This window comes from Runella salmonicolor (assembly GCF_024158025.1).
GTDB classification, from domain to species: Bacteria; Bacteroidota; Bacteroidia; order Cytophagales; family Spirosomataceae; genus Runella; species Runella salmonicolor.
This window is the reverse complement of the sequence record NZ_JAMZEL010000029.1, coordinates 1-23,065: the sequence shown is the minus strand read 5'-3', so window position 1 is coordinate 23,065 and position 23,065 is coordinate 1. Positions and strand designations below refer to the sequence as shown.

At 43.6% G+C, this 23,065-nt stretch carries 18 protein-coding genes; 5 read left to right on the top strand and 13 right to left on the bottom strand.

The window, feature by feature from the left end:
* Positions 1-7 precede the first annotated feature (7 nt).
* The 10 genes from NCI00_RS29280 to NCI00_RS29235 form a co-directional block, all read right to left on the bottom strand.
* Positions 8-526, bottom strand: coding sequence for a phage tail protein (locus NCI00_RS29280; RefSeq protein WP_253533510.1), 519 nt, complete (start codon positions 524-526; stop codon positions 8-10).
* A 91-nt stretch (positions 527-617) separates the two neighbouring features.
* A complete protein-coding gene (locus tag NCI00_RS29275; RefSeq protein ID WP_166561357.1) occupies positions 618-1,127 on the bottom strand; it encodes a phage tail protein in 510 nt (169 codons plus the stop codon).
* Between the two features lie 35 nt (positions 1,128-1,162).
* Positions 1,163-1,672: a phage tail protein gene (locus NCI00_RS29270; protein ID WP_166561358.1), complete on the bottom strand. Its 510-nt coding sequence runs from the start codon at positions 1,670-1,672 to the stop codon at positions 1,163-1,165.
* Positions 1,673-2,014: 342 nt separating this feature from the next.
* On the bottom strand, positions 2,015-2,656 hold the full coding sequence (locus NCI00_RS29265) for a hypothetical protein (RefSeq protein WP_253533509.1): 642 nt from the start codon (positions 2,654-2,656) through the stop codon (positions 2,015-2,017).
* A gap of 97 nt (positions 2,657-2,753) precedes the next feature.
* Complete coding sequence (locus tag NCI00_RS29260) at positions 2,754-3,077, bottom strand: hypothetical protein (protein ID WP_253533506.1); 324 nt, start codon at positions 3,075-3,077, stop codon at positions 2,754-2,756.
* A gap of 407 nt (positions 3,078-3,484) precedes the next feature.
* On the bottom strand, positions 3,485-4,621 hold the full coding sequence (locus NCI00_RS29255) for a hypothetical protein (protein ID WP_253533504.1): 1,137 nt from the start codon (positions 4,619-4,621) through the stop codon (positions 3,485-3,487).
* A gap of 14 nt (positions 4,622-4,635) precedes the next feature.
* Entirely contained in the window at positions 4,636-5,877 is a 1,242-nt protein-coding gene (locus tag NCI00_RS29250; protein ID WP_253533502.1) for a toprim domain-containing protein, read from the bottom strand.
* 48 nt (positions 5,878-5,925) lie between these two features.
* Entirely contained in the window at positions 5,926-6,966 is a 1,041-nt protein-coding gene (locus NCI00_RS29245; RefSeq protein ID WP_253533500.1) for a ParB N-terminal domain-containing protein, read from the bottom strand.
* Positions 6,967-6,978: 12 nt separating this feature from the next.
* Positions 6,979-7,923 (bottom strand): ParA family protein, encoded by a 945-nt coding sequence (locus NCI00_RS29240; protein ID WP_253533498.1) that lies wholly within the window; start codon positions 7,921-7,923, stop codon positions 6,979-6,981.
* A 129-nt stretch (positions 7,924-8,052) separates the two neighbouring features.
* A complete protein-coding gene (locus NCI00_RS29235; RefSeq protein WP_253533496.1) occupies positions 8,053-8,706 on the bottom strand; it encodes a recombinase family protein in 654 nt (217 codons plus the stop codon).
* A gap of 658 nt (positions 8,707-9,364) precedes the next feature.
* Between NCI00_RS29235 and NCI00_RS29225 the strand changes: the two genes are divergently transcribed.
* Entirely contained in the window at positions 9,365-11,614 is a 2,250-nt protein-coding gene (locus NCI00_RS29225) for a xanthine dehydrogenase family protein molybdopterin-binding subunit (RefSeq protein ID WP_253533494.1), read from the top strand.
* A gap of 139 nt (positions 11,615-11,753) precedes the next feature.
* Here the strand turns inward: NCI00_RS29225 and NCI00_RS29220 are convergent, their stop codons facing one another.
* The gene (locus NCI00_RS29220; protein ID WP_253533491.1) at positions 11,754-12,665 is read right to left on the bottom strand and encodes a helix-turn-helix domain-containing protein; all 912 of its coding nucleotides are present in this window, start codon (positions 12,663-12,665) and stop codon (positions 11,754-11,756) included.
* A 164-nt stretch (positions 12,666-12,829) separates the two neighbouring features.
* Between NCI00_RS29220 and NCI00_RS29215 the strand changes: the two genes are divergently transcribed.
* The 4 genes from NCI00_RS29215 (at position 12,830) to NCI00_RS29200 (ending at position 16,971) form a co-directional block, all read left to right on the top strand.
* The gene (locus NCI00_RS29215) at positions 12,830-13,282 is read left to right on the top strand and encodes a nuclear transport factor 2 family protein (protein ID WP_253533514.1); all 453 of its coding nucleotides are present in this window, start codon (positions 12,830-12,832) and stop codon (positions 13,280-13,282) included.
* Between the two features lie 171 nt (positions 13,283-13,453).
* Positions 13,454-13,909: a (2Fe-2S)-binding protein gene (locus NCI00_RS29210; protein WP_253533489.1), complete on the top strand. Its 456-nt coding sequence runs from the start codon at positions 13,454-13,456 to the stop codon at positions 13,907-13,909.
* A 38-nt stretch (positions 13,910-13,947) separates the two neighbouring features.
* Positions 13,948-16,209 (top strand): xanthine dehydrogenase family protein molybdopterin-binding subunit, encoded by a 2,262-nt coding sequence (locus NCI00_RS29205; RefSeq protein ID WP_253533487.1) that lies wholly within the window; start codon positions 13,948-13,950, stop codon positions 16,207-16,209.
* A gap of 174 nt (positions 16,210-16,383) precedes the next feature.
* A complete protein-coding gene (locus NCI00_RS29200) occupies positions 16,384-16,971 on the top strand; it encodes a recombinase family protein (protein WP_253533485.1) in 588 nt (195 codons plus the stop codon).
* Positions 16,972-17,101: 130 nt separating this feature from the next.
* Here NCI00_RS29200 and NCI00_RS29195 read toward each other — a convergent pair whose 3' ends face one another.
* Together NCI00_RS29195 and NCI00_RS29190 are read right to left on the bottom strand one after the other, a co-directional pair.
* On the bottom strand, positions 17,102-17,476 hold the full coding sequence (locus NCI00_RS29195; protein ID WP_253533483.1) for a LytR/AlgR family response regulator transcription factor: 375 nt from the start codon (positions 17,474-17,476) through the stop codon (positions 17,102-17,104).
* A gap of 17 nt (positions 17,477-17,493) precedes the next feature.
* Positions 17,494-23,065 (bottom strand): Calx-beta domain-containing protein (locus tag NCI00_RS29190; RefSeq protein WP_253533481.1); only part of this gene is annotated, 5,572 nt, incomplete at its 5' end.

Here is a 23,065-nt window from a genome sequence, read left to right as displayed (position 1 = left end):
CTTTTAACTAGGTTCTTGGCGGAAAAACGCCCTGCAATGCAATGTTGAAATAAAAGGTTAGATACGGCATCATGTTATTGTGCGGAAAATCTGCACCTACGGGGGCAATCGCATTGACCGACATGTAGGTGGGCCCTCCAGGGGGTGGATTTGTCTTGTACACATTGGCCCGGGCAACAAATGCCCCTCCGGGAGTTGATTGTAACCCGCTGTCATTGGCGGCCCGAACTATATGACTGTGCGACGGTATTTCAGATTCCAGCAACGTTACCGTTTCACTTCCACCAGTTTCTCCCAAATCGTGTAGGGACAATCCTGGCCCTTGTCCAGGGTGCATTGGAGCACGTCCTTGCAAATCAGGCAAGGCAAAATTTGACTTACCGTTGCCTCCATAAGTTGTTCCCAAGAGAGAGAAAAGCGCGGTATTTTGTGAAAGTGGCAAAAGCTGACCATCGCACCAAGCCCAGCCTTTAGGGGCAAAATTGAAAGGAAAGATACGTATTTCTGCTACAAATGGATCTGCCATGATTATGTATATTTTGTCGTCAGTAGCCGTGTTTTAAGCATATTGGCCTACTAGACGGGGATGAAAAAATCTATTTTTAATTTTCAAACAATTAGGTAGGTGATGGAAAAATTCCAAATAATGAAATGATGAAATCAACGCACAGATAGGGTTGAAAATTGGTGTGGGGTTGTGAGCCTCCCACAGGATTGACCATTGAGGGAGACATATCCACTAAACCACCCGAACTATCTGTTGTATATGCATCTGCGGAGGCATTTCTAGCCAATACCGCCCCCGCAGGGCTGCCACCACTGCCATTCGTATCTGTACCCATAAATGAATGACTATGCGCAGGAATTTGCTGCGTGGTAAGGGTAATTTCTTCTGCCCCTCCTGTTTCGGCCAAAACAAAGCCGTTTCCTTGATGAATGGGGATTCTGCCGCGCAAATCTGGCAAGGCAAAGGTAGATTCACCGTCACCACCGTAGGTTGTTCCAATCAATTGAAACAAGGTTTCATTTTCTGAAATGGGCAGCAATTGTCCTTCACAGAACATCCACCCCGCGGGAGCAAAGTTACCAGCAAAGATTCTTACTTCACCAACATAAGGTTGTGCCATGGTTTTTCATACGTTATAGGTTTGCGAAATGGGTTTTAATTCGGACTCGGGAAGATTCCCTGCAATGCAATCGAAAAACTTAGCGTTAGAAACGGTTGCATATTGAGGTGAGCCTGACTCCCTCCCGTAGAAGTAACCATTGCGGGATTCATCGCAACCAACGCTGATGCCCCTCCCCCATAAAACTCCGAAGGACTTGTAACAGCAAAATACGTCGAACTGTTCGGTGTGATAGAATCTTGGGTTAATGGAGATGCACTTACAAGGTGACTATGCGTAGGCAACTCTGCTACTGAAATCGTATGCGCCTGCTCACCTCCACGCTCGCCCAAGGTATGCCCGCTACCAACGTGAATCGGTGTACGCCCTCTTAAATCTGGCAAGGCAAAATTGACCCGCCCATCTCCGCCAAATGTGGTCCCCAACAATGAAAAGAGCGCCTGATTTTGGTTAATTGGCAATAACTGACCATTGCATAATGCCCAGCCTTTGGGCGGAAACACAAAGCTCATAATTCGAATTTCTGATAAAAAAGGTTCTGCCATAACAATGAGTTTTTAGATATATGAATAAGTACGAAACTGAAAAGTAGGAATAGAAAAACACATATTTTAAAGTGCATTGTACATGCCAATATTCAGTTTTGGATGGGCTTTTGATTTTTTTTAAATGCTTTTTAGTACCTTGAAAAAAATCAAATAAATCAATCCGTCCACAAATCACAGCACTTTATTAAGAAATAATGGATTGTCTGTTAAAAGACTTTTAAAGTAGGGGAGATAATAAAAACAACAATCAAGCGGTTGCTCAAAGCAGGAAAAAACCGAAAATTACGGAAAGGTTTAGGTTCTGGTAACAAATTTTACAAACGTTGAATGTAGCCGTATCTATACAGCCATCTGCAAAGCATGTGACAAATGATACGTCTCTTGAAATAAAATCTCTGACTGGTTACAAATCTGTATATTTGACTGAAAACCAGTTTGTTCCAATATTATTTTTATGTCTACGTGCCCCTTTCGGGTTGCAAAACTCACGGACTTTTTCTTACTGACATAAACAGGCAACAAAAAATCTGGCAACTGTCCCTCGGGAAGCTGCTTCGCAATCGCATCAGCTGATTTTAGAATTGTATCTGCTTCGTAAGCATTGATTGATTTTACGTGCTTCCATTGTTTATCTTGAAGTTGTTCGTAAAACACAAAAGCCCAATCAATACACCCCAATGAAGCGACTTTCAACTGCATCGGTACGAGCACTAAGTTGAAGGGAGCTAACTGAAACGCCCTTGTTTGAGATAATTGGTAATTACTTTTAAGGAAATTCAGAGATGTTTCCTCGAAGACCTTCATAAAAACGGGATCAGACCAACATGCATCGGATACCTTAAATTCAAACGCTTCCACCAGACGCTCCAACAACCTTTTGTCTAAATTTTTAGTTTTTTCCGTTGCTTGTACCAGTGACGAATCAATCAATGTCAATGACATTGCCGATAACGTACTACTAATAAAAAAACGTCTTTTCATGGAATACAGAGTTCATAAACAATTAAGTAGTGCTAATATATTACTATTTATATTGCTTTAGCAAAATATTCATAATTTATTTTTTTAAAATACAATTTCAATCTTCTATTTCTCCCTGTATCGTTCTGTCCTTTTGATCATAATCTATCTTTCGTTTTAACTGTTCATTTTCTAAAATGTATCGTTGTAGCTGGCCTTTTAGGTAGGCATTTTCAGAAAGCAAAGCCGAAATCATTTTTTCCGTTTCGTCATATGGTACGGCTTCTTCTGATTGTTTGGCTTGATTTGCGTATCCCCGACAAGTACCGCAACAATATTTGGCCGTTGAGCGACTGGCATAGAAAAGCGTACCGCACCAAAGGCAGTTTTTTTCAAACACTTTGGCGTTGTATTTAAAATCGGAGCGGTCTAATTTTGGCATCGTTATAGTTGTTTTTTTATCGTTACTATTTCGTTTTAAATATACATAAATCATTTTAATAATTTTTCAAAAATATAAATATTTTTTTCCCCTATAACTATATAAAAATTATATTATATTATATATATGGTCGCAATCTTATAGCGGTGAAAAAACTTAAATACCTATTTATCAAGCAATTAAAAAATTTAATCTGGTCGCAATCTTATAGTGCTCTGTCTTTTGGTCGCAATCTTATAGCGGTAAATGGCACTCCGGTCGCAATCTTATAGCGGTAAATGGCACTCCGGTCGCAATCTTATAGCGGTCGGTCGCAATCTTATAGCGGTAAAAGGCACTTTGGTCGCAATCTTATAGCGGTAAACCCCCCTTCCGGTCGCAATCTTATAGGGGTGAGTTGTATTTTTCTAAGAATCCTCTAGTTTTTCTTCGTTTAGATTTTTGATGTAGCTATCCAGAAGGTCTTGAAGGCTCAAATCCTCCGTTTTTTCATGTTCAGACATAAAACTTGCCTTGTAAACATCCCGAATAATTCGGTCTTTTAGTTCTTTATCATACTCCCGATTGGTAAGCCACTGCTGAAACAACTCAAAATTGTCGTCATACTGTGGAAACTGATCATCAAACGCCTGGCGCAAGCGTTCATTGAGCAATTTAAAGAACAGGTTCTTTTTGTTACCCTCCAGATGAAGTTGTGATGAATCAAAAACAAGGCGAATACTGTAGGCTTGTTTCTGGCCTTTTTCGGCAAAAAATTCAATCTGAAATTTTAGATCAGAGTTGTCTGCGATGTTTTTAAGGTACTTATGTAGCGTAAATTTTCGGTGTTTTGGAAGTTGGTCTTCAATATTGGCAATCTCACAAAGCAGGTCAAAATTGGGCGTAAGCACGTTTGTGTTGTTATAAATCAGCACATTTTGCATACCTGCCAAATAGATATACAGGTTTTTGATTCGGCCACTGTTTTTATTTGAGGCTACCCGAAGATAATCTTTGAGGCTCAGCGTGACATAAAAACTGATTAAATTTTCGACAAATCCACGGCCAAGCTTAAACGAATAAAAGCGTTTCTGAGGACGATTCACGTTGTAACTCACCCGTATGTCACTGATTATCTGCACAAAAGATACATTAAGTTCTTTCATGCTCGGGATTTGAGTTTTCTCAATACGGGAAAGCGGAATATTATTGGCGGCCAGTCGATAAAGCGTATACTCAAATACACTTTTAAACTCATGCCCCAACAGCGTAGGCGGCTTAATCATACCCGCCTCAAAAACAGGATGTGTTTTCTGTAAGTTAGGCGATTTGTAGCCCATTAGTTTACAAAAATCATTGATACCAAAGTTGGTATACCCAAACAAATCAGTTTTATATGAATGCGCCAGAAAGATAATAATGTCCCGGGCCAAGGTGGCATCTTCTTTAAAATTACGCTGTATATCGGGCAGGTTGTAAAAAAGGTTCCGGTCTAGTCGGACCCGGTCCAACCATTCCTGTGCGTTATTTGGAATAAAGACTAAGGGTTCTGATTTGGAATTCATAGGGGTATAATGTATCAAAATGACATATCGCTGTAATTAGGGTCTCGCTTTGACATCAGCTGTAAATCTTCGTTAAAGTCTTTCGTGTAGGGCCGGTGTATTTTCAACCAATGATGAGGTGGCTTTTCATTCACCAATAAGGTTTCAAGTTCTTCAAAGTGAATCGGTGCAGTATCCAGATGTACATCGACCCAACCGTCTTTTCGAGGAGCCACAAATTTTTGAGCAGTTTTAAAATAGCGTTTGACCATTGCTTCAATCTCAGGAATCAGCGACTCGGGCTTCTCGACCTCATAACGCAATGAAAAAAATAGTTTTTGTCCCTGTAAATGAATGGTTGTTTTCAGGTTACATGGGCAAGTAGGATGCAGGAGCAGTCCCATCAATTTTACATTCTGTTGCGTACCCGCTTTGTCATTATCATTAGCCAATATGATTTGTTGTGGTTGGTAGAGTTCAATCAGGTATTGAATAAGGTTTGGTTGGGTTTCGCTTAGATTACCCGCAGTAGCTACATACAGTCGGCTTTCTTCGGGCCCAGGTCCATAAAGTTGATGGTACGAAAGGGCATCAATGGGGCTTTCGGTAATTACCATCGTACACTTTTTGGAGGGAGGCAATTCCAAATTTGAAATCCAGCAAGCATCACCGCGCGGGCGCTCAATCTTATTATAATGCGTATTCCGAACAATCGCCGCTACCACGCCCGTTTGATTTCGCAACGGAAAAACGGTGTTTACATAATGGATTCCGCTGTGTTCAAAAGTCTTGTTAAACACTTGGCCATGAAAGCAATCTGCCATAATGGTGTCTGTCCCAATTCCACGTTGAGTTAAGTAAGAGATGTCAAAAAGTGGCTCAAACTTAAAGTCGTATTCAGCGTCAAATTGCGCTTCGGGCGGGGCTGTGGGCCGTAATACATTCTTACGTTTTTTAAGTTTACCAGTATTTTGTTCATTCAAAAAACCATCTAGCGATGCAAAAACAACCCGCCAATTACGGTTGCTACGGTTGTATTCAAAAGTCAAGATACTGCCGTTATCTTTTGTATCCAACGGATTGAAGTAGCCCTGATAGCCAGTATTTTGGTTTTGGTAAACAACAATTATATCCCCATCTTTCTTCAACACCACATAGTTACGGGATGTTTTTAGAGAATTAATGGTATAACCTTTCCACTGCGCAAATTCAACTAAATCGACCTGCGCTTTGTAATATTCCCATTGGTGTTTTCCTTCTAAAGTTAGTTTTTCCATGAAATAGGAAGTTTAAACCCACTCATTACCACTATAAGATTACGACCATTAAGGGATAATTTTCTTGATTTTTGACGCACAACGTATAATTTCATCACAAATAGCAGCATCTCCCGTTTGTTGCAGTTGCTTAGTTAATTCAGTCAACCGCCGAATCAGGGCTTCGCGAGGCGTTTCTTCCACTGACTTGACAACTACTTTTTTGACAATGCTCGGCAACTTTGCCATGTCTTCAATTTCTTCAATCGTGGCTATTGGTAATGTTTGCACCTCTGACTTACCAATCTGCTGAATCAGCGTCTTATTAACCTTGGTTTTACCCGCCAATATTTCAGATTTCAAGGCAGGTTCTAGCTTCTCCAACCCAGACGCAAACTCAGCATCACGCTTGATTGTTTTCCCGCTAACGTTATAACGTTTCCCAAGTTTTTCGGATGTTGAAAGGGTTTCTTGAGCATAAGGGACAAAATGTCCCTTATGCTCTTCGCTACCTAAAATTGAGGTACTTTCAACTACTTCATTACCATAAGGGACAAAATGTCCCTTATGCTCTTCACCCCCTAAAACTTGGACACTTTCAACCGACTCATTACCATAAGGGACAAAATGTCCCTTATGCTCTATGCGTTCATATTTTCCTTTTTCTTTCTTCTCCGTGAGGTACTTCATTCCCCTCAAATAAGAAATTTGCTCGGGAGTTAAATTGCGCCTACCCAATTGATTATCAATCATATACTGCCTCACATCATATAAACTTTTAAAATCCACCAAATGAATTTTGAAGTCTATTCCGTGTTTTGAGCAGATACTATAACGATTGTGTCCGTCGATTAGGACATAAATAGCGGCTATTCCTTTTGACTCGGGGGCAATGATTTCTTCCGTTGTCTGCCAAATCAGCAAGGCCTCTCGACATCCTTCTCGCAATATATTTTGCTCCAATTGGTGCAATTCATCGGGCAGTAAAGGCGGGATGAGTTGTTCTAATTCTGGCAAAATCTGAATCTGTTTTTTGATTTCTTCAAACTGCAACAGACCCTGATCTTTGATGATTTTTTTCTCCCCCAGAGAAATCTGATACTTTTTCATGAACAGTCAATTTTAGTGGCTCGAAAGCTCCTGTGCTAACTTGAGGTAATCCTGCGCTCCGTTGGAATCCGATGCATATTCAAAAATGTCCTGTTGTGCAATCTGCGATTCTTTCAACGCAACATTTTGACGGATGATGGTATTGAAAATTTTAAAACTGGCTAACGACTCTTTGATATAATCAATCATGTCGCGGTGCACTTTGAGACGTGCGTCCACCATCGTCAACACAATTCCCTCAATGGTCAATTCGTAATTGATACGGTCACGTACCTGCGTAATTCGGTCAAACAAGTTATTGACACCCTTCAACGCCGACGCTTCAGGCTGGAGCGTAACCAAGCAGCCAGTAGAGGCCACTAGTGCAGAATTGGTAAAAATATTTAGGGCAGGTGGACAATCAATAAAAATGTAATCGTATTGACTACGAATGGGCGCAATGGCGTTTTTGAGCTGATTAACGCCACCAACGGCCTGTACTAATTCTAAATCAGCATACGCCAATTCTAAATCACTGGGCGATAAATCATAATTTTCGGCGATGGCGTACACTGGCAATGTATCTCCCTTCAAAAGTGCCTGTACCACTTGTTTATCAGGACTATCGTAGCCCAATGCCTGCGAGAGATTGCCCTGAGAATCCATGTCAATCAGTAGCACTCGATAACCTAATTTTACCAATGCTTTGCCAAGATTCAGGGTAGTCGTAGTCTTACCTACGCCCCCTTTATGGTTCACCACGGAAATAACCTTTGCTCGGGTACTGGCAAACTCCTTAAATCCATATTTGATGAGTATAGGATACAAACTCGCCAAGTGCTTAGGATTTAGTTGGCGATCTCCAGTTAAGGCTTTTGAAAGGGTGCTACCTGGCAATTGGGCCTCTTTCTCCAATACAGATAAGGAAAGGGCAGGGTTTTGTTTTAAGAAAGAAATGGCTTTTTCGTGGGTAAGCATAAATCAGTAATTTGTCCTAAATTTAGGACAAATTATTTTTTTTGTCAAGAAAGTTTGACAAAACTTAACAAAGTTGCTACCAACATTTCAAATCTTAAGCATTTGAAGCTACATTGTCGTTTTCACAACTTAGGCACGCTTTAATAATCTATACACTGCTTTGCCATCAAACCGTTTTTTTCTTCTGGTCAAATACTGAGACAGGTTCAGTTTTTCGGCAATGGCGGCGTATGTCATGCCCATGTTCCTGTATAACATCGACAGTTCAGTAGCCTGCACATTGGCTTTATGATTTTTGGCATTTCTCACCCTAATTTCTCGTCCTTTTTCAATGGCTATTTTTGTGAGATTTTCAGGCTTTCCGAGTTTAAATCCTTGTGCTTTTTTCTGTGCTAATGCAGCCTTCGTTCGCTCTGAGCCGCGTTCAGCTTCGTGTTGGGCAAAGGTGACCATAATTCCCACGGTTAGGGTATTGGCATCGGGTAAATCGCAGGCGACGAAATCCACCCCAGAATCTCTAAGTGTCATCACAAAAGCCACGTTACGACTCAGACGGTCAAGTTTGGCAATCAATAATTTTGCGCCGAACTTTTGACAGGCCCTGATTGCCTCCTGAATCTTTGGTCGATTGCTTTTCCGACCTGATTCTACTTCGGTATGTTCTTCCAGTATCACATCGCCTTCGCGCAAGAATCTTTGCACAATTTCCATTTGGTCGCCCAACCCCAAACCACTTTTACCTTGCCCTTTGGTAGATACCCGGTAGTAGCAAACGTATTTCATATTTTACCCTAATAGCAGGTGTTTTACGGTCATTTTTGTAAAAATAATTAATTTATGGCATTTTATAAACGACCGTTCTTAAAATGCCATAAATAGGTTACGTCTAAAAAATACTACAAACTTAGACTCGCTTAAAAATGAGACATTGATAAATGAAATGACAATATGAGACTAATAACTCATTGATGGATGTTGTTTATAAATGATGATTAATAATTTTAGTGCAGTAACTTTACTATAAAAGTACAATTTTATAGCACGTCCAAGAAAATACACACACGACAAACGTTGTCCAGAATGTGGCCGAGCGGTTTGTAATACCTCTTGATTATCATTGTTTTACAACTAAAACTTGGAAAGTCTGTTTTACTTTATAACTTAAGTATTCTACTGATTATTTGACTATTATGCAGTAACGACCATCGAAGGCTTGTCGCATAATGGCGACTACCTCGCACAAAAAGCAAGGCTCGAACACGACTTGGCTCAATCGGTTACTGCCAGACTGGACAAATTATGAACATTGACGCCAACATGTGTGGTAATATTGGCCGTTGTGGTACGTATGCCCGCGTCAAAGCTGTTATTAAAACAGTCGCAAAAAAATAATGGATTGGTAGACATCGAGGCCCCATTTTAGAACAAAACAACCTTGAACATGGAAAAAGTAAAAACAACCTATAACAGGCGTTCTTTCCTGAAAGCCTCAGCCCTTTCGGGCGGAGGAATGTTGATTAGTATTGGGTGGTTATCAGGCTTTACCCCTGCCGAAACGCCAGACTTTGCGAGCCTACCTCCTGATTGGAATGAACTGAACGGTTTTGTGAAAATTACGGCCGATAACATCATCAAAATCATGTCGCCCAATCCCGAAGGGGGACAAAACGTAAAAACCTCCATGCCCATGATTGTGGCGGAGGAATTGGACGCAGACTGGAAAAAAGTCGTTGTGGAGCAGGCAGACTTAGATACCAAGCATTTTACCCGGCAGTTTATAGGAGGTAGCCAGGCGATTCACCAAGGCTGGCAGACTTTACGGATGGCAGGGGCCACCGCCAAACAGATGCTTCGAGAAGCCGCCGCCAACCAATGGCAAGTACCCGTGGCAGAGATTAGTACAGAATTGGGGGTTTTGTATCATAAGAAAAGCGGAAAATCGGCAAAATACGGCGAAATGGCCACGGCCGCCGCTCAGATTCCAGTACCCAAAGACGTAAAATTGAAGGATGTAAAAGATTTTGTGATTGTTGGCCATTCTCAAAAAAATGTAGAAGGCCCAAAAATCGTCACAGGAAAACCCTTATTTGGCATTGACATCAAAAAGGAAGGAATGCTCATTGCAATGATTACGCATCCGCCAGCCTTTGGATTGAAATTTAAGTCTGTCCAAAACGAGGCCGTTGTCAGGAAAATGAAAGGGATTAAAGACATTTTTCCCGTTAAAATATTTCAAGACGATTACGAAAGGCAGTTTTTCGATACCACTACTTTTCTGGAAGTGGTGGCCATCGTGGGCAATTCTACTTGGGAGGTGATGCAAGCCAAAAAAGCCCTAAAAATCGAATGGGAGCCGTTTGCCGACTACACCGAAAAGAAGAACATGATGGGAAGAAAGCTAACGGCCAAAATCCCCGCAGGATTGGAAAGTACAGCAGACCATACGGCCAAAATGGCGGAAAGAATGGCCCAGCCCGCCACGGTTCGTCGCAAAGACGGCGACCCCGAAACGGCTTTCAAAAACGCGGCAAAAGTACTGGAACGCACCTTTACGGGCCCTTTTTTGGCCCATAATTGCATGGAACCCATGAATTTCTTTGCGCATGTAACCGATGAAAAAGCCGAATTGGCAGGGCCAATCCAAAAACCTGAAAATACAGAACTGGCTTTATCTTCTCGTTTGGGGATGCCCTTAGAGAAAATTGACATTAAGATGACTCGCCTTGGGGGCGGTTTTGGACGACGTTCGTATGCGCACTGGTTGATAGAAGCCGCCCTGATTTCTCAAAAAGTGAAAGCCCCCGTAAAGCTGCTCTATACGCGAGAAGATGATATGACTTCGGGTATTTATCGGTCGGCCTATTCGGCCACTTATCGTGCAGCCTTGGATGCCAACAATAATTTAATCGGTTTCCATGTAAAAGCGGGCGGAGTGCCAGAGTCGCCTTTGTATGCCAATCGTTTTCCTGCGGGGGCCGTTGATCATTATTTGGCCGAAGATTGGAGCGTCGAAACCAACCTTACCGTTGGCTCTTTTAGGGCTCCTCGCTCAAATTTTATGGCGGCTGCCGAGCAGTCTTTTTTAGATGAAGTAGCCGAAGCGGCAGGCAAAGACCCGATAACATTCAGATTGGAATTGCTTAAACGAGCCAAAGAAAACCCAGTAGGTAAAAACAACGAATACGAACCCGAACGCTACGCAGGGGTTTTGGAGTTGGTTCGGGAAAAATCGGGGTACGAACAAGCAAAAAACACCAGACATTTAGGGGTTTCGGCCTATTTCTGCCATGATTCGTATGCTGCTCATGTATTTGATTTGGAAATGAAAGAAGGAATGCCCGTTGTTAAAAAAGTGTGTTGTGCCATAGACTGTGGTATCGTTATCAACCCAGATGCGGCCAAAAACATGACTGAAGGAGCAATAGTGGATGGCATAGGTACGGCCTTGTTTGGCAATATGACCTTTACCAAAGGAGTGCCCGATAAAAGCAATTTTGACAGCTACCGCATGATACGCATGAACGAAGCGCCCAAAGAAATTGACGTACATTTTGTGAAAAACACCATAGACCCGTCTGGAATGGGAGAACCAGCCTATCCTCCCGTTTTCGGGGCGTTGGCCAATGCCCTTTACAAAGCTACTGGTAAGCGATTTTATAACCAGCCCTTCACGCCTGCTTTACTTGAATAGTACGAAATATGCCGATCCAATAGCCCAAATTGATTCCAATTTTTTTGGAAATTAATTTGGGCTTTAGCCGAATTCAGTCATTTAAACCATGGTTTATTGATCAAAACCACTGGCTGTTTCAATGAGTTGACTTTGAGCGTCAGTTAAGATTTCTATACTCGTTTGGGGTATATCCTACCCGCTGTTTAAACAACCTTGTAAAGTGTTGTGGATATTTAAAGCCCAGCTCATACGCAATTTCATTTACCGTTTTATCATTTCCAAACACCTTGTTTTTTGCCTCTTCTATCACTTTATCTTGTATGTATTCTTTGGCAGATTGTCCAGTTTCCTTTTTGAATAAATCTCCAAAATAATTGGCCGACAAATGAAGTTCATCCGCAAAATAGGCCACCGAAGGCAATCCAAGAGTTTGTGGTTTTTCGGACAAAAAATACTCATTCAGCAACGCTTCAAATTTTTCCAAAATGCCTTTGTGGGCTACATCTCTTGTAATAAACTGGCGGTCGTAAAATCGCTGACAGTAATCCAAAAACAGTTCAATATTAGCGGCAATGAGCTTTTTGCTGTGTTTATCAACGGGCTGTTTCAATTCAAATTCTATTTTCGAAAAAATATCAAGAATCATTGTTCTCTCATCATCAGATAGATGAAGGGCTTCATGGGTTTGATAGTTAAAGAACTTATAGTTTTGAATGGTTTTTCCCAAAGGGGTACCAATCAAAAAATCAGGATGGAACAATAATCCAAACCCCATAGGTTGATACGAAACTTTGGGATTTTCCATACTTATAAACTGACCCGGAGCATAAAAAACCAGTGTGCCAGCCTGATAATCATAGTAATGGCGACCATACCGTAAATCTCCACACACCACATCTTTCAAAATAATACTGTACAATCCATAATTAAATTTTATGGAATCCACATCTCCCCATTCTCGGGGATTCGCCTTTGAGTAATCAATTACGGTTACCAGAGGATGCAGCGTTTTGTGGTTATTGGCGGCATTGAACCCGCTGATGCTGTCTATGTTTACTATCTTTTCCATGTTCTTTTCATTTGAAATCCATTCAAAATTAAGATATAAAAAATGCCATACTTCGCATGAATACCGCAATCAGTAAAATTGGTAGTAAAAGCAGTAATTTATATACTATCAAAGCAAGAAAGTTCATAGAGATTTGTATTTCAAAAAACAAAACCATTTTTAAAATGAAAACAAATATCAAATTTTTAGCATTACTCTTTTTTTGTTCTATCTCAGCTTTTGCTCAATCAACAAAAGAAGAACAAGAACTTATCCAACTCTCTAAAGACAAATGGCAGTGGATGGCCGATAAAAACGTGGATAAATTAAAAAATTTATTTGATGCCAAAGCCAAGTTTGTTCACATGAGTGGCACATGGAAAACGGACGAAGAACTGGAAATTATTAAAAGTGGAAGTATTTGGTACAAAGAGGCCAAAGTGCATGATACAGCGGTAGAAGTTTCGGGAAATACGGCCATTGTATGGAACAGAATTACGCTGGTAGCTATGGTTAGAGGAAATGAGGCCATCACTGAATTTACCGTCACCGAAGTCTATCAAAAACAAAGTGAAAGCTGGAAAATGTTGGCCCTAACGTTCAGCAGTGTACGCGATACGCATCAGATAAAGAAGTAAGTGGTTGCAGAAAATAAACCTACTGTAACCCTATTTTACGGCAGAAAAAAGCAGCGACAAATTCGTTATTTTTCTGTTTGATTTTCATAAGTATTCGATTGAAAAGTGTTGTTTTTTACGGAATTTTCGGTATAATTTTGTTAAATTATTTTTAAAACATATTCCTGACTCATGGCAAAGTATAATCTTAAAATCAATGGCAAAGCCCGCCAAGTGGATGTAGATCCAAGTACACCAGTGCTTTGGGTACTACGCGATAGTCTCAACATGGTAGGTACTAAGTTTGGCTGCGGCATGGCTCAATGCGGCGCCTGCACTGTTCATTTAGACGGAAATGCCGTTCGTTCGTGCGTGTTGCCTGTTTCGGCGATTGGCAAACAGGAAATTACCACCATCGAAGGTCTATCTGCCAACGGAGAACACCCCGTACAAAAAGCATGGCTCGAACACGACGTGGCTCAATGTGGCTACTGTCAATCGGGGCAAATTATGAGTGCAGCGGCGTTACTCAAAAGTAATCCCAAACCAACCGATGAAGATATTGATGCCGCAATGAGTGGGAATATCTGTCGTTGTGGTACGTATTTGAGAATCAAAGAAGCGATAAAAACGGCCTCTAAAGTATAAATTGTGTAGCGGTAGCACTAAAAAAAAGCAAAATAGCAATGAAAAATACACATAATCGCCGTTCATTCCTCAAATCTTCGGCGTTGGCTGGTGGTGGAATGATGCTAAGTTTCAGCTGGTTCTCGAATGCGAAAGCCGCCGAAAAAATACAAGAGCGGAACGCCGCCCGATTAAATCTTCCCGATCAATGGTCAGAACTTACGGGCTATATTAAAATTACCCCCGATAATGTCGTTAAAATTCTTTGCCCTAATCCCGAATTCGGTCAAAATGTAATGACCTCATTACCAATGATTGTGGCGGAGGAATTGGATGTAGATTGGAAAAATGTGGTCGTGGAAATGGGCCCACACGACAACGTGAAATTGGGACCACAGTTTACGGGCGGCAGTAATTCGGTTAGAATGTACTGGAAACCCTTGAGAAACGCTGGCGCAGCGGCCAGACAAATGCTCATCGAAGCCGCGGCTCAAACATGGAGCGTTCCTGCGTCTGAAATCACAACCAAGGCAGGGGTTTTAACGCACACAAGCGGAAAAACGGCAAAATATGGAGAGATGGCAAGCAAAGCCGCTGCCATTGCCGTGCCGAAAGAGGTAAAATTGAAAGCTCCCAAAGATTTTTCAATTGTCAGAAATTCAAAGAAAAATACGGAAGGCCTAAAAGTAGTTACGGGCAAACCACTATTTGGAATGGATTATCGGGTTGATGGTATGTTGATTGCCATGATTCAGCATCCGCCAGCCTTCGGTATGAAACTTAAATCATTTGATGCTTCGCAATCCCTGAAAATGCCCGGTATCAAAGATGTATTTAGCTTTAAACTATACGATGATGGTTTTGAACAAGGCGGTTTTGATACCCGTACTTTCAATGAAATGATTGCCGTAGTGGGCAATAGTACATGGGAAGTAATGAACGCTCGCAAAAAGCTGATTGTACAATGGGAAGCCGCCGGCGACTTAAAAGAAACCATGTCGGGAAGAGGCGGAAAAAGAGAAGTAACCGTTCCAGGTAGATTAGAAACCACAAGCCGTCAATTTGAAATGATGGCCGAATACGCAAAAAAACCAGCCCAGCAATTAAGAAAAGACGGTGACCCCGAAACGGCGTTCAAAAATGCGGCTCAAATCATCGAACGCACCTACAATGCACCGTTTTTGGCTCATAACTGCATGGAGCCGATGAATTTCTTTGCGCACGTAATGGAAGATAAAGCGGTGGTGGCTGGGCCTTTGCAAGCGCCCGGTTGGATGGAACCTACCCTTGCCAAAATTTTAAACCTACCAGCCGACAAGATTGAAATTCAAATGACTCGAATGGGAGGGGGATTTGGTCGTAGAGCCTACGGGTCGTACGTATATGAAGCGGCTCGAATCTCTCAAAAACTCAAAGCACCCGTCAAACTGATTTATAGCCGTGAAGACGATATGACGTACGGCATTTATCGCCCGATGTACACCGCTACGTATCGTGCAGCGTTGGATGCCAACAAAAATCTGATCGGGTTTCATGTAATTGGCGGCGGAATTCCCGAAAACCCCGTTCATGCCAATCGTTTCCCAGCGGGAGCGGTTGATAACTATTTGGCTGAGGGGTGGGAAATTCCTTCTAACGTGACCATTGGAGCCTTCAGAGCGCCCCGTTCCAACTTCAATGCGGCGGCTGAGCAATCGTTTTTGGATGAAGTAGCCGAAGCCATGGGCAAAGACCCTATTCAACTTCGCCTAGATTTATTGAAAAAGGCAAAAGAAAATCCAGTAGGCAAAAACAATGATTACGATGCAAGCAGATACATTGGCGTTTTGGAACTGCTGAAAGAAAAATCAGGCTGGGGCAAACCCGAAAATGCTGGTAAAAAACGTGGCGTAGCTGCTTATTTCTGTCACGCTTCATATGCTGGTCATGTGGTTGATATGGTCATGCGCGACGGCCAACCGTATGTTGAACAAGTAACGAGTGCCGTTGATTGTGGCGTCGTTGTCAACCCTGATGCCGCTCGGAATATGGTACAAGGTGCGGTAGTTGATGGTATCGGTAATGCATTTTACGGAGCATTGACCCACAAAGACGGAGCCCCCGAACAAAGTAATTTCCACAATTATCGCATCATTCGCCACAACGAAGCGCCGAAGAAAATTGATGTACATTTTGTAGAAAGCGATGTTGACCCGACGGGTCTTGGCGAACCGCCATTCCCACCAGTTTTTGGGGCAGTAGCCAATGCGTTGTTTAAAACGACGGGTAAACGCTATTATAATCAGCCGTTCAAAGTAGAGATTGATAAGCCAAAATCATAAATAGAGTACGAATAAATCAAAGCCATCATTGCTAAGTCAGATATGCAATGATGGCTTTTTTGTTTCTAAAAGGGAAGTAAATCCTCTCTTGAAAAGTCACTTGTTTGTAAAATAAACTTGTATAGAAATCTACGTATATTATTTTTGAGATATAAAATAAGTTCAGGTAGACAAATGAAAATAGGATATGCCCGGGTATCTACCCAAGATCAAAATTTGGAAATGCAGATTGATGCCTTGACAAAAGTGGGATGTGAACAGATATTTCAGGAAAAAGCTTCTGGTATAAAATCGGACCGCCCCCAACTGCAAGCCATGCAGCAAATGCTCCGACAAGGGGACGTCATCTATATTTATAAACTCGACCGGTTGGGGCGTTCTTTAAAGCACTTGCTTGAAATTACCTCCGATTTTTCAAAAAGAGGCATAGGCCTGGTTTCAATCAATGACCACATTGATACCACCACTGCCCAGGGCAGGCTCATTTTCAATATTTTTGCTTCTTTGGCAGAGTTTGAAAGAGACCTCATCAGAGAGAGGACAAAATCTGGATTGGAGGCGGCTCGGGCCCGGGGCCGAAAAGGTGGCCGCCGAAGGGGGTTGTCTAAGGAAGCCGAAAAAACAGCAATGCTTGCCCAGACTTTATACAATGAACGTAAATTGGGGGTCAATGAAATTGCCGCTGATTTGAACATTTCAAAAATGACCCTCTACAAATATCTTCGGCACAGAGGGGTTCAAATTGGCAGTAAGGTCGATTGATTTTTGTACATTTTTTTTGTTTTAAGTGGTGCCGTCTTCAAAAACACCGGCACCACTTAAAAGTTTATTCTTGGCCTCCCTCAGAGTTTGGATTCAAAGCTCATCAAACCGCACTATCGGCATCAAGTCTTTAACAAGATTTCATCATTTCTCTGAGTTTTGCTTTGCGCCTACGGGCAATTTCAATGGAATGTCCCGAAGGTAAAACCAACATCTCAAAACGCAGAATATGGCATTGACTCAAATAATGCAAGTTCAAAAGGGAGGATTTATGAAGCCTCAGAAAGCCATATTTTTCTAACAAAGAAGCATAGAAACTTAAGGGAAGCGAGGTAATTACACTTTCTCCATCTTCCAAATGAAAAATAGTATAATTGACCTGCGCACTCAAATAGACAATCCGCCTCAAATCTACACTTCTATTGCCGTCTTTGGTTTGGAAGCGTGGTAGATACAAAAAGCCTTCTAGTGGCATTATTGAATCTGGAATAGTCAGTGCTTTCATTTCCTGCTCATTTTGGTTTATTTATCGCAGCCGCCGATGAGTGCCTGAAAACTGTTGCCTTCTCCTACCGTCGCCGTAAAGCCTGGTAATAACGTCACGGATTTTCCCGCCTGATATACTACCGTTGCGCCTGATACCTGATTGGTAGCCACTATTTTGTCGGCTACTTTCAGCACCGTTCCGCTCGTGATGGGTTCTGTCACCGTCAAATTGGCTGGGCCACTGCTGCCGCTACTTTGACTTTCAAACACACCTCGGTCGACAATACCTAAACCAACGGGGAATGGCCTTACATTACCTTCCAAGTCTTCGTTAGGAGCTCCCGCATTATCACCACCGTTGATTGCAGGTGAGCATATTTGCAGGTGATAATCACCCAAGGTACCCAACGGGGCCAATCCAACAGGGTTGGCATTGACAAAAAGCGGATTCAGATTACTATTACCAACCCCAGAAAAGCCACCTTCAACCGTGCTATAGGTAATTACACTTCCAGTAGTACTTTGAGGTGCTGTATTACCCCACAAAATACTGTTTTTCACTGTCGTCAGCGAGTTGGCATTGAAGATACCTCCCGCATTGTTTCCATCATCCTTGTTGGAAGCAATCGTACAGTTCATCAAAGAAGGCTGACTGCCGTTAACGTACATACCCCCGCCTAAGCCTTTGTTAATCACCATTAATACGTTCTCAAAATAGGGTTTACTGCCCCCCAAAACGTATACCCCACCCCCGAAAGTAGCTTCATTTCCGTAGATAATGGTCTTGGTAATGGCTAACTGCGAACTGTCGCGCAGCAACATACCACCGCCCCCGATGGCTCGGTTATCAGTAATAACACAGTTGGTAATCAACCCTTTGCTTTTTTCAATGGCCAAAATACCGCCTCCTGAGGCAAGTAAATCAGGTACATTGATATTTTGAGTACCCGCTACGAACTCAGCGAAGCCTCTTTCAATGCGGAATCCATCCAGACGTGTCAGTGAATCGGTAGACTTAAACAGCACCACATGATAGGAGTTATCGTTGCGTTGTATGGTGCCTATTTCTCCGCTGAGAATTACGGGATGCGTTACCCAGTTACGTTCCGACAAATTGATTTCTGTACCGACAAAACCTCCGTAAACCCGTACTTTGGAAGGAATCTTAAAGACATCACTTCGCAGTGTACCAGGTTTGTAAGTTCCTTGTGCTACCCAAATTTCGATATCAGGAAACATCGATGTAGCTGCGGCGTTCAGGCCCGATTGTAAATTAGAAAATGCCTTCGCCCAAGTAGACCCATCTTGCGACGGGTTGACGTTAGCAGCGTTGACATAAATACGAAGGGTATTAATGACCGCAGCCACGTAGTCTTCCACTTCCCCGTCGGGGGCTAATCCCGTTGCGTTTAAACCACCCGCACTGCTAAAACGGAAACGGGCTGGTGCATTACCATCGGGCGAGCCGACTGGTACGCTAAAGTTAACTTGATTGCTGCCGGCGGTCAATGAAAGAGTATTGGCGATTCGTTCTCCAATATCATCAAAATCGCCATCTTGATTGAAATCAATCCACGCATCAAGTTTACCCGCTACGGAGGCAGTCACAGTAACGGAGGTACTGGTTCCAGTCAATAAAAAGTTAGGGAACGTCACTCCGTCTTCATCATCGCCGTCGGTATCTGTATCATCGCCGTTGGCAGTAGCAGTGGGTTGTCCATCTTCATCACCGTCGATAGCTGTACCCAAATACATTCCCAAAAGAGTAGCGTGACGTGCCCCATTATTGGCCGTTAATGTACCATAAGATGCGGGAGCATCCCCAAAATCTATTTCATCATTGGTGATGTCTCCAATTTGTATGGTGTCTTTTCTAGCAATAGAGGCATCTAATACCGTACCCGAAAGTGCGCCTAAAATGACCTTAAATGCCTCGTTAGCTTCTACTTTAGAATCTCCTTTGACCAACACGGTGATGTCTTTGGTTTCACCCGCAGTTCCCACAAACGTCAGTGTACCGTCATTGTCGGTGTAATCATTGTCTGCCACGGTTGCGGTACTATCGTTTGTGGTATACGCTACCGAAAATCCCCCCTGAACTGCATTGTTGAGTGTTGCTGTAAAGATGAAACTCGTCGTACCACTGTTACCTTCCGCTTTGGAAGTACCGCCGCTTAACGTCAACGTTGCACCGTCATCGTTCTGAATATTACCCCGACCTATGCTCGTGCCCAAAATCACATTTCGGCCGCTCGCTGCAAGATTTGTTAGCGCAACCTTGTAGACTTCGTTTATTTCTACTTTGGTATCGTTGGTAATGCTGACATTCACCGTCTGTGCAGAGGTACTACCCGCCATGAATGTCACCGTTTGATTCGTAATTCCCGTATAGTCATTGTCGGCAGTTGTAGCGGTACTATCTGAAGTTGAGAAGTTTACGGTCACATTTGCATCCACTGGATTACTCAATGATACACTAAATGTTTGGGGCGTGGTTGACTCCAACTCACTGATGTTGCCGACCAAAGCCACCGTGGCCGCGTCGTCGTTCGTTATGGTGCCCGTTTGTGGGCTATCTGTTGTCGTAATCGCAGCCAGCTGTACAGGCGTCAAGCCAGTCAGTGCTCCCAAAGCCACCGTAAACGTTTCATCCAATTCCACTTTATTGTCCCCGTTGACCAATACCGTAATCGTTTTTTGTTCTCCCGACGTTCCCGCAAAACTCAGATTACCGTCATTGTCAACATAATCATTATCTGCCACCGTGGCCGTGCCGTTGGTGGTCGTGTAAGGAGCACCGAAACCACCCTGTACCGCCGCACTCAGGGTCGCCGTGAAGGTGTAACTCACGGTTCCAGAAAGGCCTTCATTCTTGGCAGTGCCGCCACTCAAGGTGAGCGTAGCCGCGTCATCGTTGGTAATGCTGCCCGTTCCTGTGGCAGTACTAATGCCGCCCCCTACGGGATTTGACAACGTCAGAATTACCGTCTCGTTGTCTTCCACCATTAAATCACCATTGACCGTCACCGTCACGTTCTGAGTCAAGGCTCCTCCTGCCGTAAAATTGGCCGTACCTGAGGCTAAAGCCACATAATCCGTTCCAGAGCTAGCCGTACCACCCGTGATGGCATAATCTACCGAAGCCGCATTCGCATTGTTGGTTCTGCTAATAACAAAGGTAAGGCTCGTGGTAGACGCATTGCCTTCGGCTACCGTGGGGCTGCTGACTGAAAACTGCGTATTTAAAATATTGACCTGATAATCTTCCACTTCTCCCGTCGTTTGTAAGCCAACGAAGGAGGGCGTCATTACGGTTGCAGTCGTGTATCTAAAACGCGCAAACGTCAGCGCGGGTACGGCCCCCGATGGTACGGCAATCGTCAAGTTGTTGTCGCCAGTGGCTAAAGCTTGATTGGTAAAAACCTGCTCTCCCATGTCGCCAAAATCGCCATCATTGTTGAAATCAACCCAAGCATTCAAAAAGCCTGCCCCTGAGGCATTAACCGTGATATTGGCCGTGGTACCCGTAATAAAGGCCGACGGAAGCGTTACCCCGTCGTCGTCGTCACCTTCGGCGTCAATATCGTCACCGTTGCCAGTTGGGGTAGGTTGCCCGTCCACGTCTCCGTCTACGGTGGCTCCCAAATGGAAGGCAATGGAGGTATTGTGGCGAGCACCATTATTGCCTAGCAAGGTGTTATACGTATCGGGCGCGTCGCCAAAGTCTAATTCGTCGTTGGTAATCACCGCCTGTTTGGGGGAACCAACAACCGTAACGCCCGCAGGAGCGCCCGTAATGGCTCCCAGCGCAACAGTAAAATCTTCGTTGGCTTCTACTTTCAGGTCCCCATTGGCAAGCACTGTGATGGTTTTCATTTCGCCCGCCGTCCCCGCAAAGCTCAATGAACCATCGTTGTCGGTATAATCTTCGGGGGCTATGGCCAGACCATCGTTGGTCGTATAGGCTACCTGAAAACCTCCCTGTACGGGATTGTTAAGCGTAGCGGTAAAGACATAAGCTGTTGTGCCAGAATTTCCTTCGTTTTGCAAATAGGGCGTGCTCGGTATCGATAAGGTCACCGTTGCGGCATCGTCGTTTTGAATCGTTCCTGTGCCTGTACTCGTACCCAAAATCACATTGCGGCCCGAGGCAACCAAGCTGGAAAGTCCTACATTAAAACCTTCGTTTGCTTCCACTTTAGCATCGTTGACCACCGTCACATTCACCGTCTGTGCCGTTGTTGTACCCGCAGCAAAGGTTACTACTTGGTTGGTGATGCCGGTGTAATCATTATCGGCCGTGGTGGCGGTGCCGTCTGTGGTTGAGAAATTTACCGTCACTGCTACATCCACTGGATTACTCAATGATACACTAAACACTTGGGGCGTTATCGCTTCTGACTGACTCACATTGCCGACCAAAGCAACCGTGGCCGCGTCGTCGTTGGTGATGGTGCCTGTCTGTGGGCTGCCCGCCGTAGTCACTTCCACAGGAGCAAGCGTAATAGCTCCCAAAGCCACCGTAAAGGCTTCATCCAATTCGACTTTGTTATCGCCATTGACCAACACCGTAATCGTTTTTTGTTCTCCCGACGTTCCCGTAAATGTCAATGTACCGTCGTTATCGGTATAATCGTTATCGGCCGTAGAAGCGGTGCCGTTAGTGGTGGTATAAGCTACCGACAAGCCACCCTGTACGGGGTTATTAAGCGTCGCCGTGAAGGTGTAACTGGTCGTTCCTGCTGCTCCTTCGTTTTTGGCAGTGCCGCCACTGAGCGTAACTACGGCCGCATCGTCGTTGGTAATGGTACCTTGCCCTTGCCCATCGGAAATGGAACCATTGCTTAAATTGGACAGGTTTACGAAGAATGTTTCATTGGGTTCTACCTTTAGGTCTCCGTTGAGCGTAATGACAATATCCTCTGAGGCATCCCCAACTGCAAAAGTAAGCGTTCCATTTTTGGCAACATAATCATTGTCGGCAGTGGTGGCTGTATTATCAGCGGTTTGATAATCAATGGTTTCAGCCGTTGCTGTGCTGTTACGCGTTACCGTAAAAGTCAGGGTTGTTGTTCCTGAATTTCCTTCTAAAATGGTGGCATCGCTGATGCTGAAAGAAAGGTCATCATCCTGAATGGTTCCCAACCCTTGATTATCAGCGAAGGTGACATCCGCTGCTCCCATAATATTGGTCAGATTCACAAAGAAAGTTTCGTTTGCTTCGCCCACAACATCTCCCAAGACGGACACTGAAACGGTCTGCGTTTGTCCAGCACCGTTTGCAGGGAACGTTAATGTACCAGAATTAGGGGTATAATCTCCACCAGCGTTAGCAGTACCGTTGGCAGTGGCAAAATCAACCGTCACGGCGGAGCTAACCACTTGGCTGAGAGTTACGTTGAAGGTAAAAGTTATAGTGCCCGCATTCCCTTCCACCTGCGTCACATCGTTGATAGAAATCGTGGCGGCATCATCGTTGGTAATAGTGCCAGTACCGGTGCCCGAAGGCCCTGAAATGACTACATTTCGCCCGGAGGCCACTACCGAGCTCAGCGGCACCGTAAAGGTTTCGTTGGGTTCTACTTTTAGGTCACCGTTGACCACCACG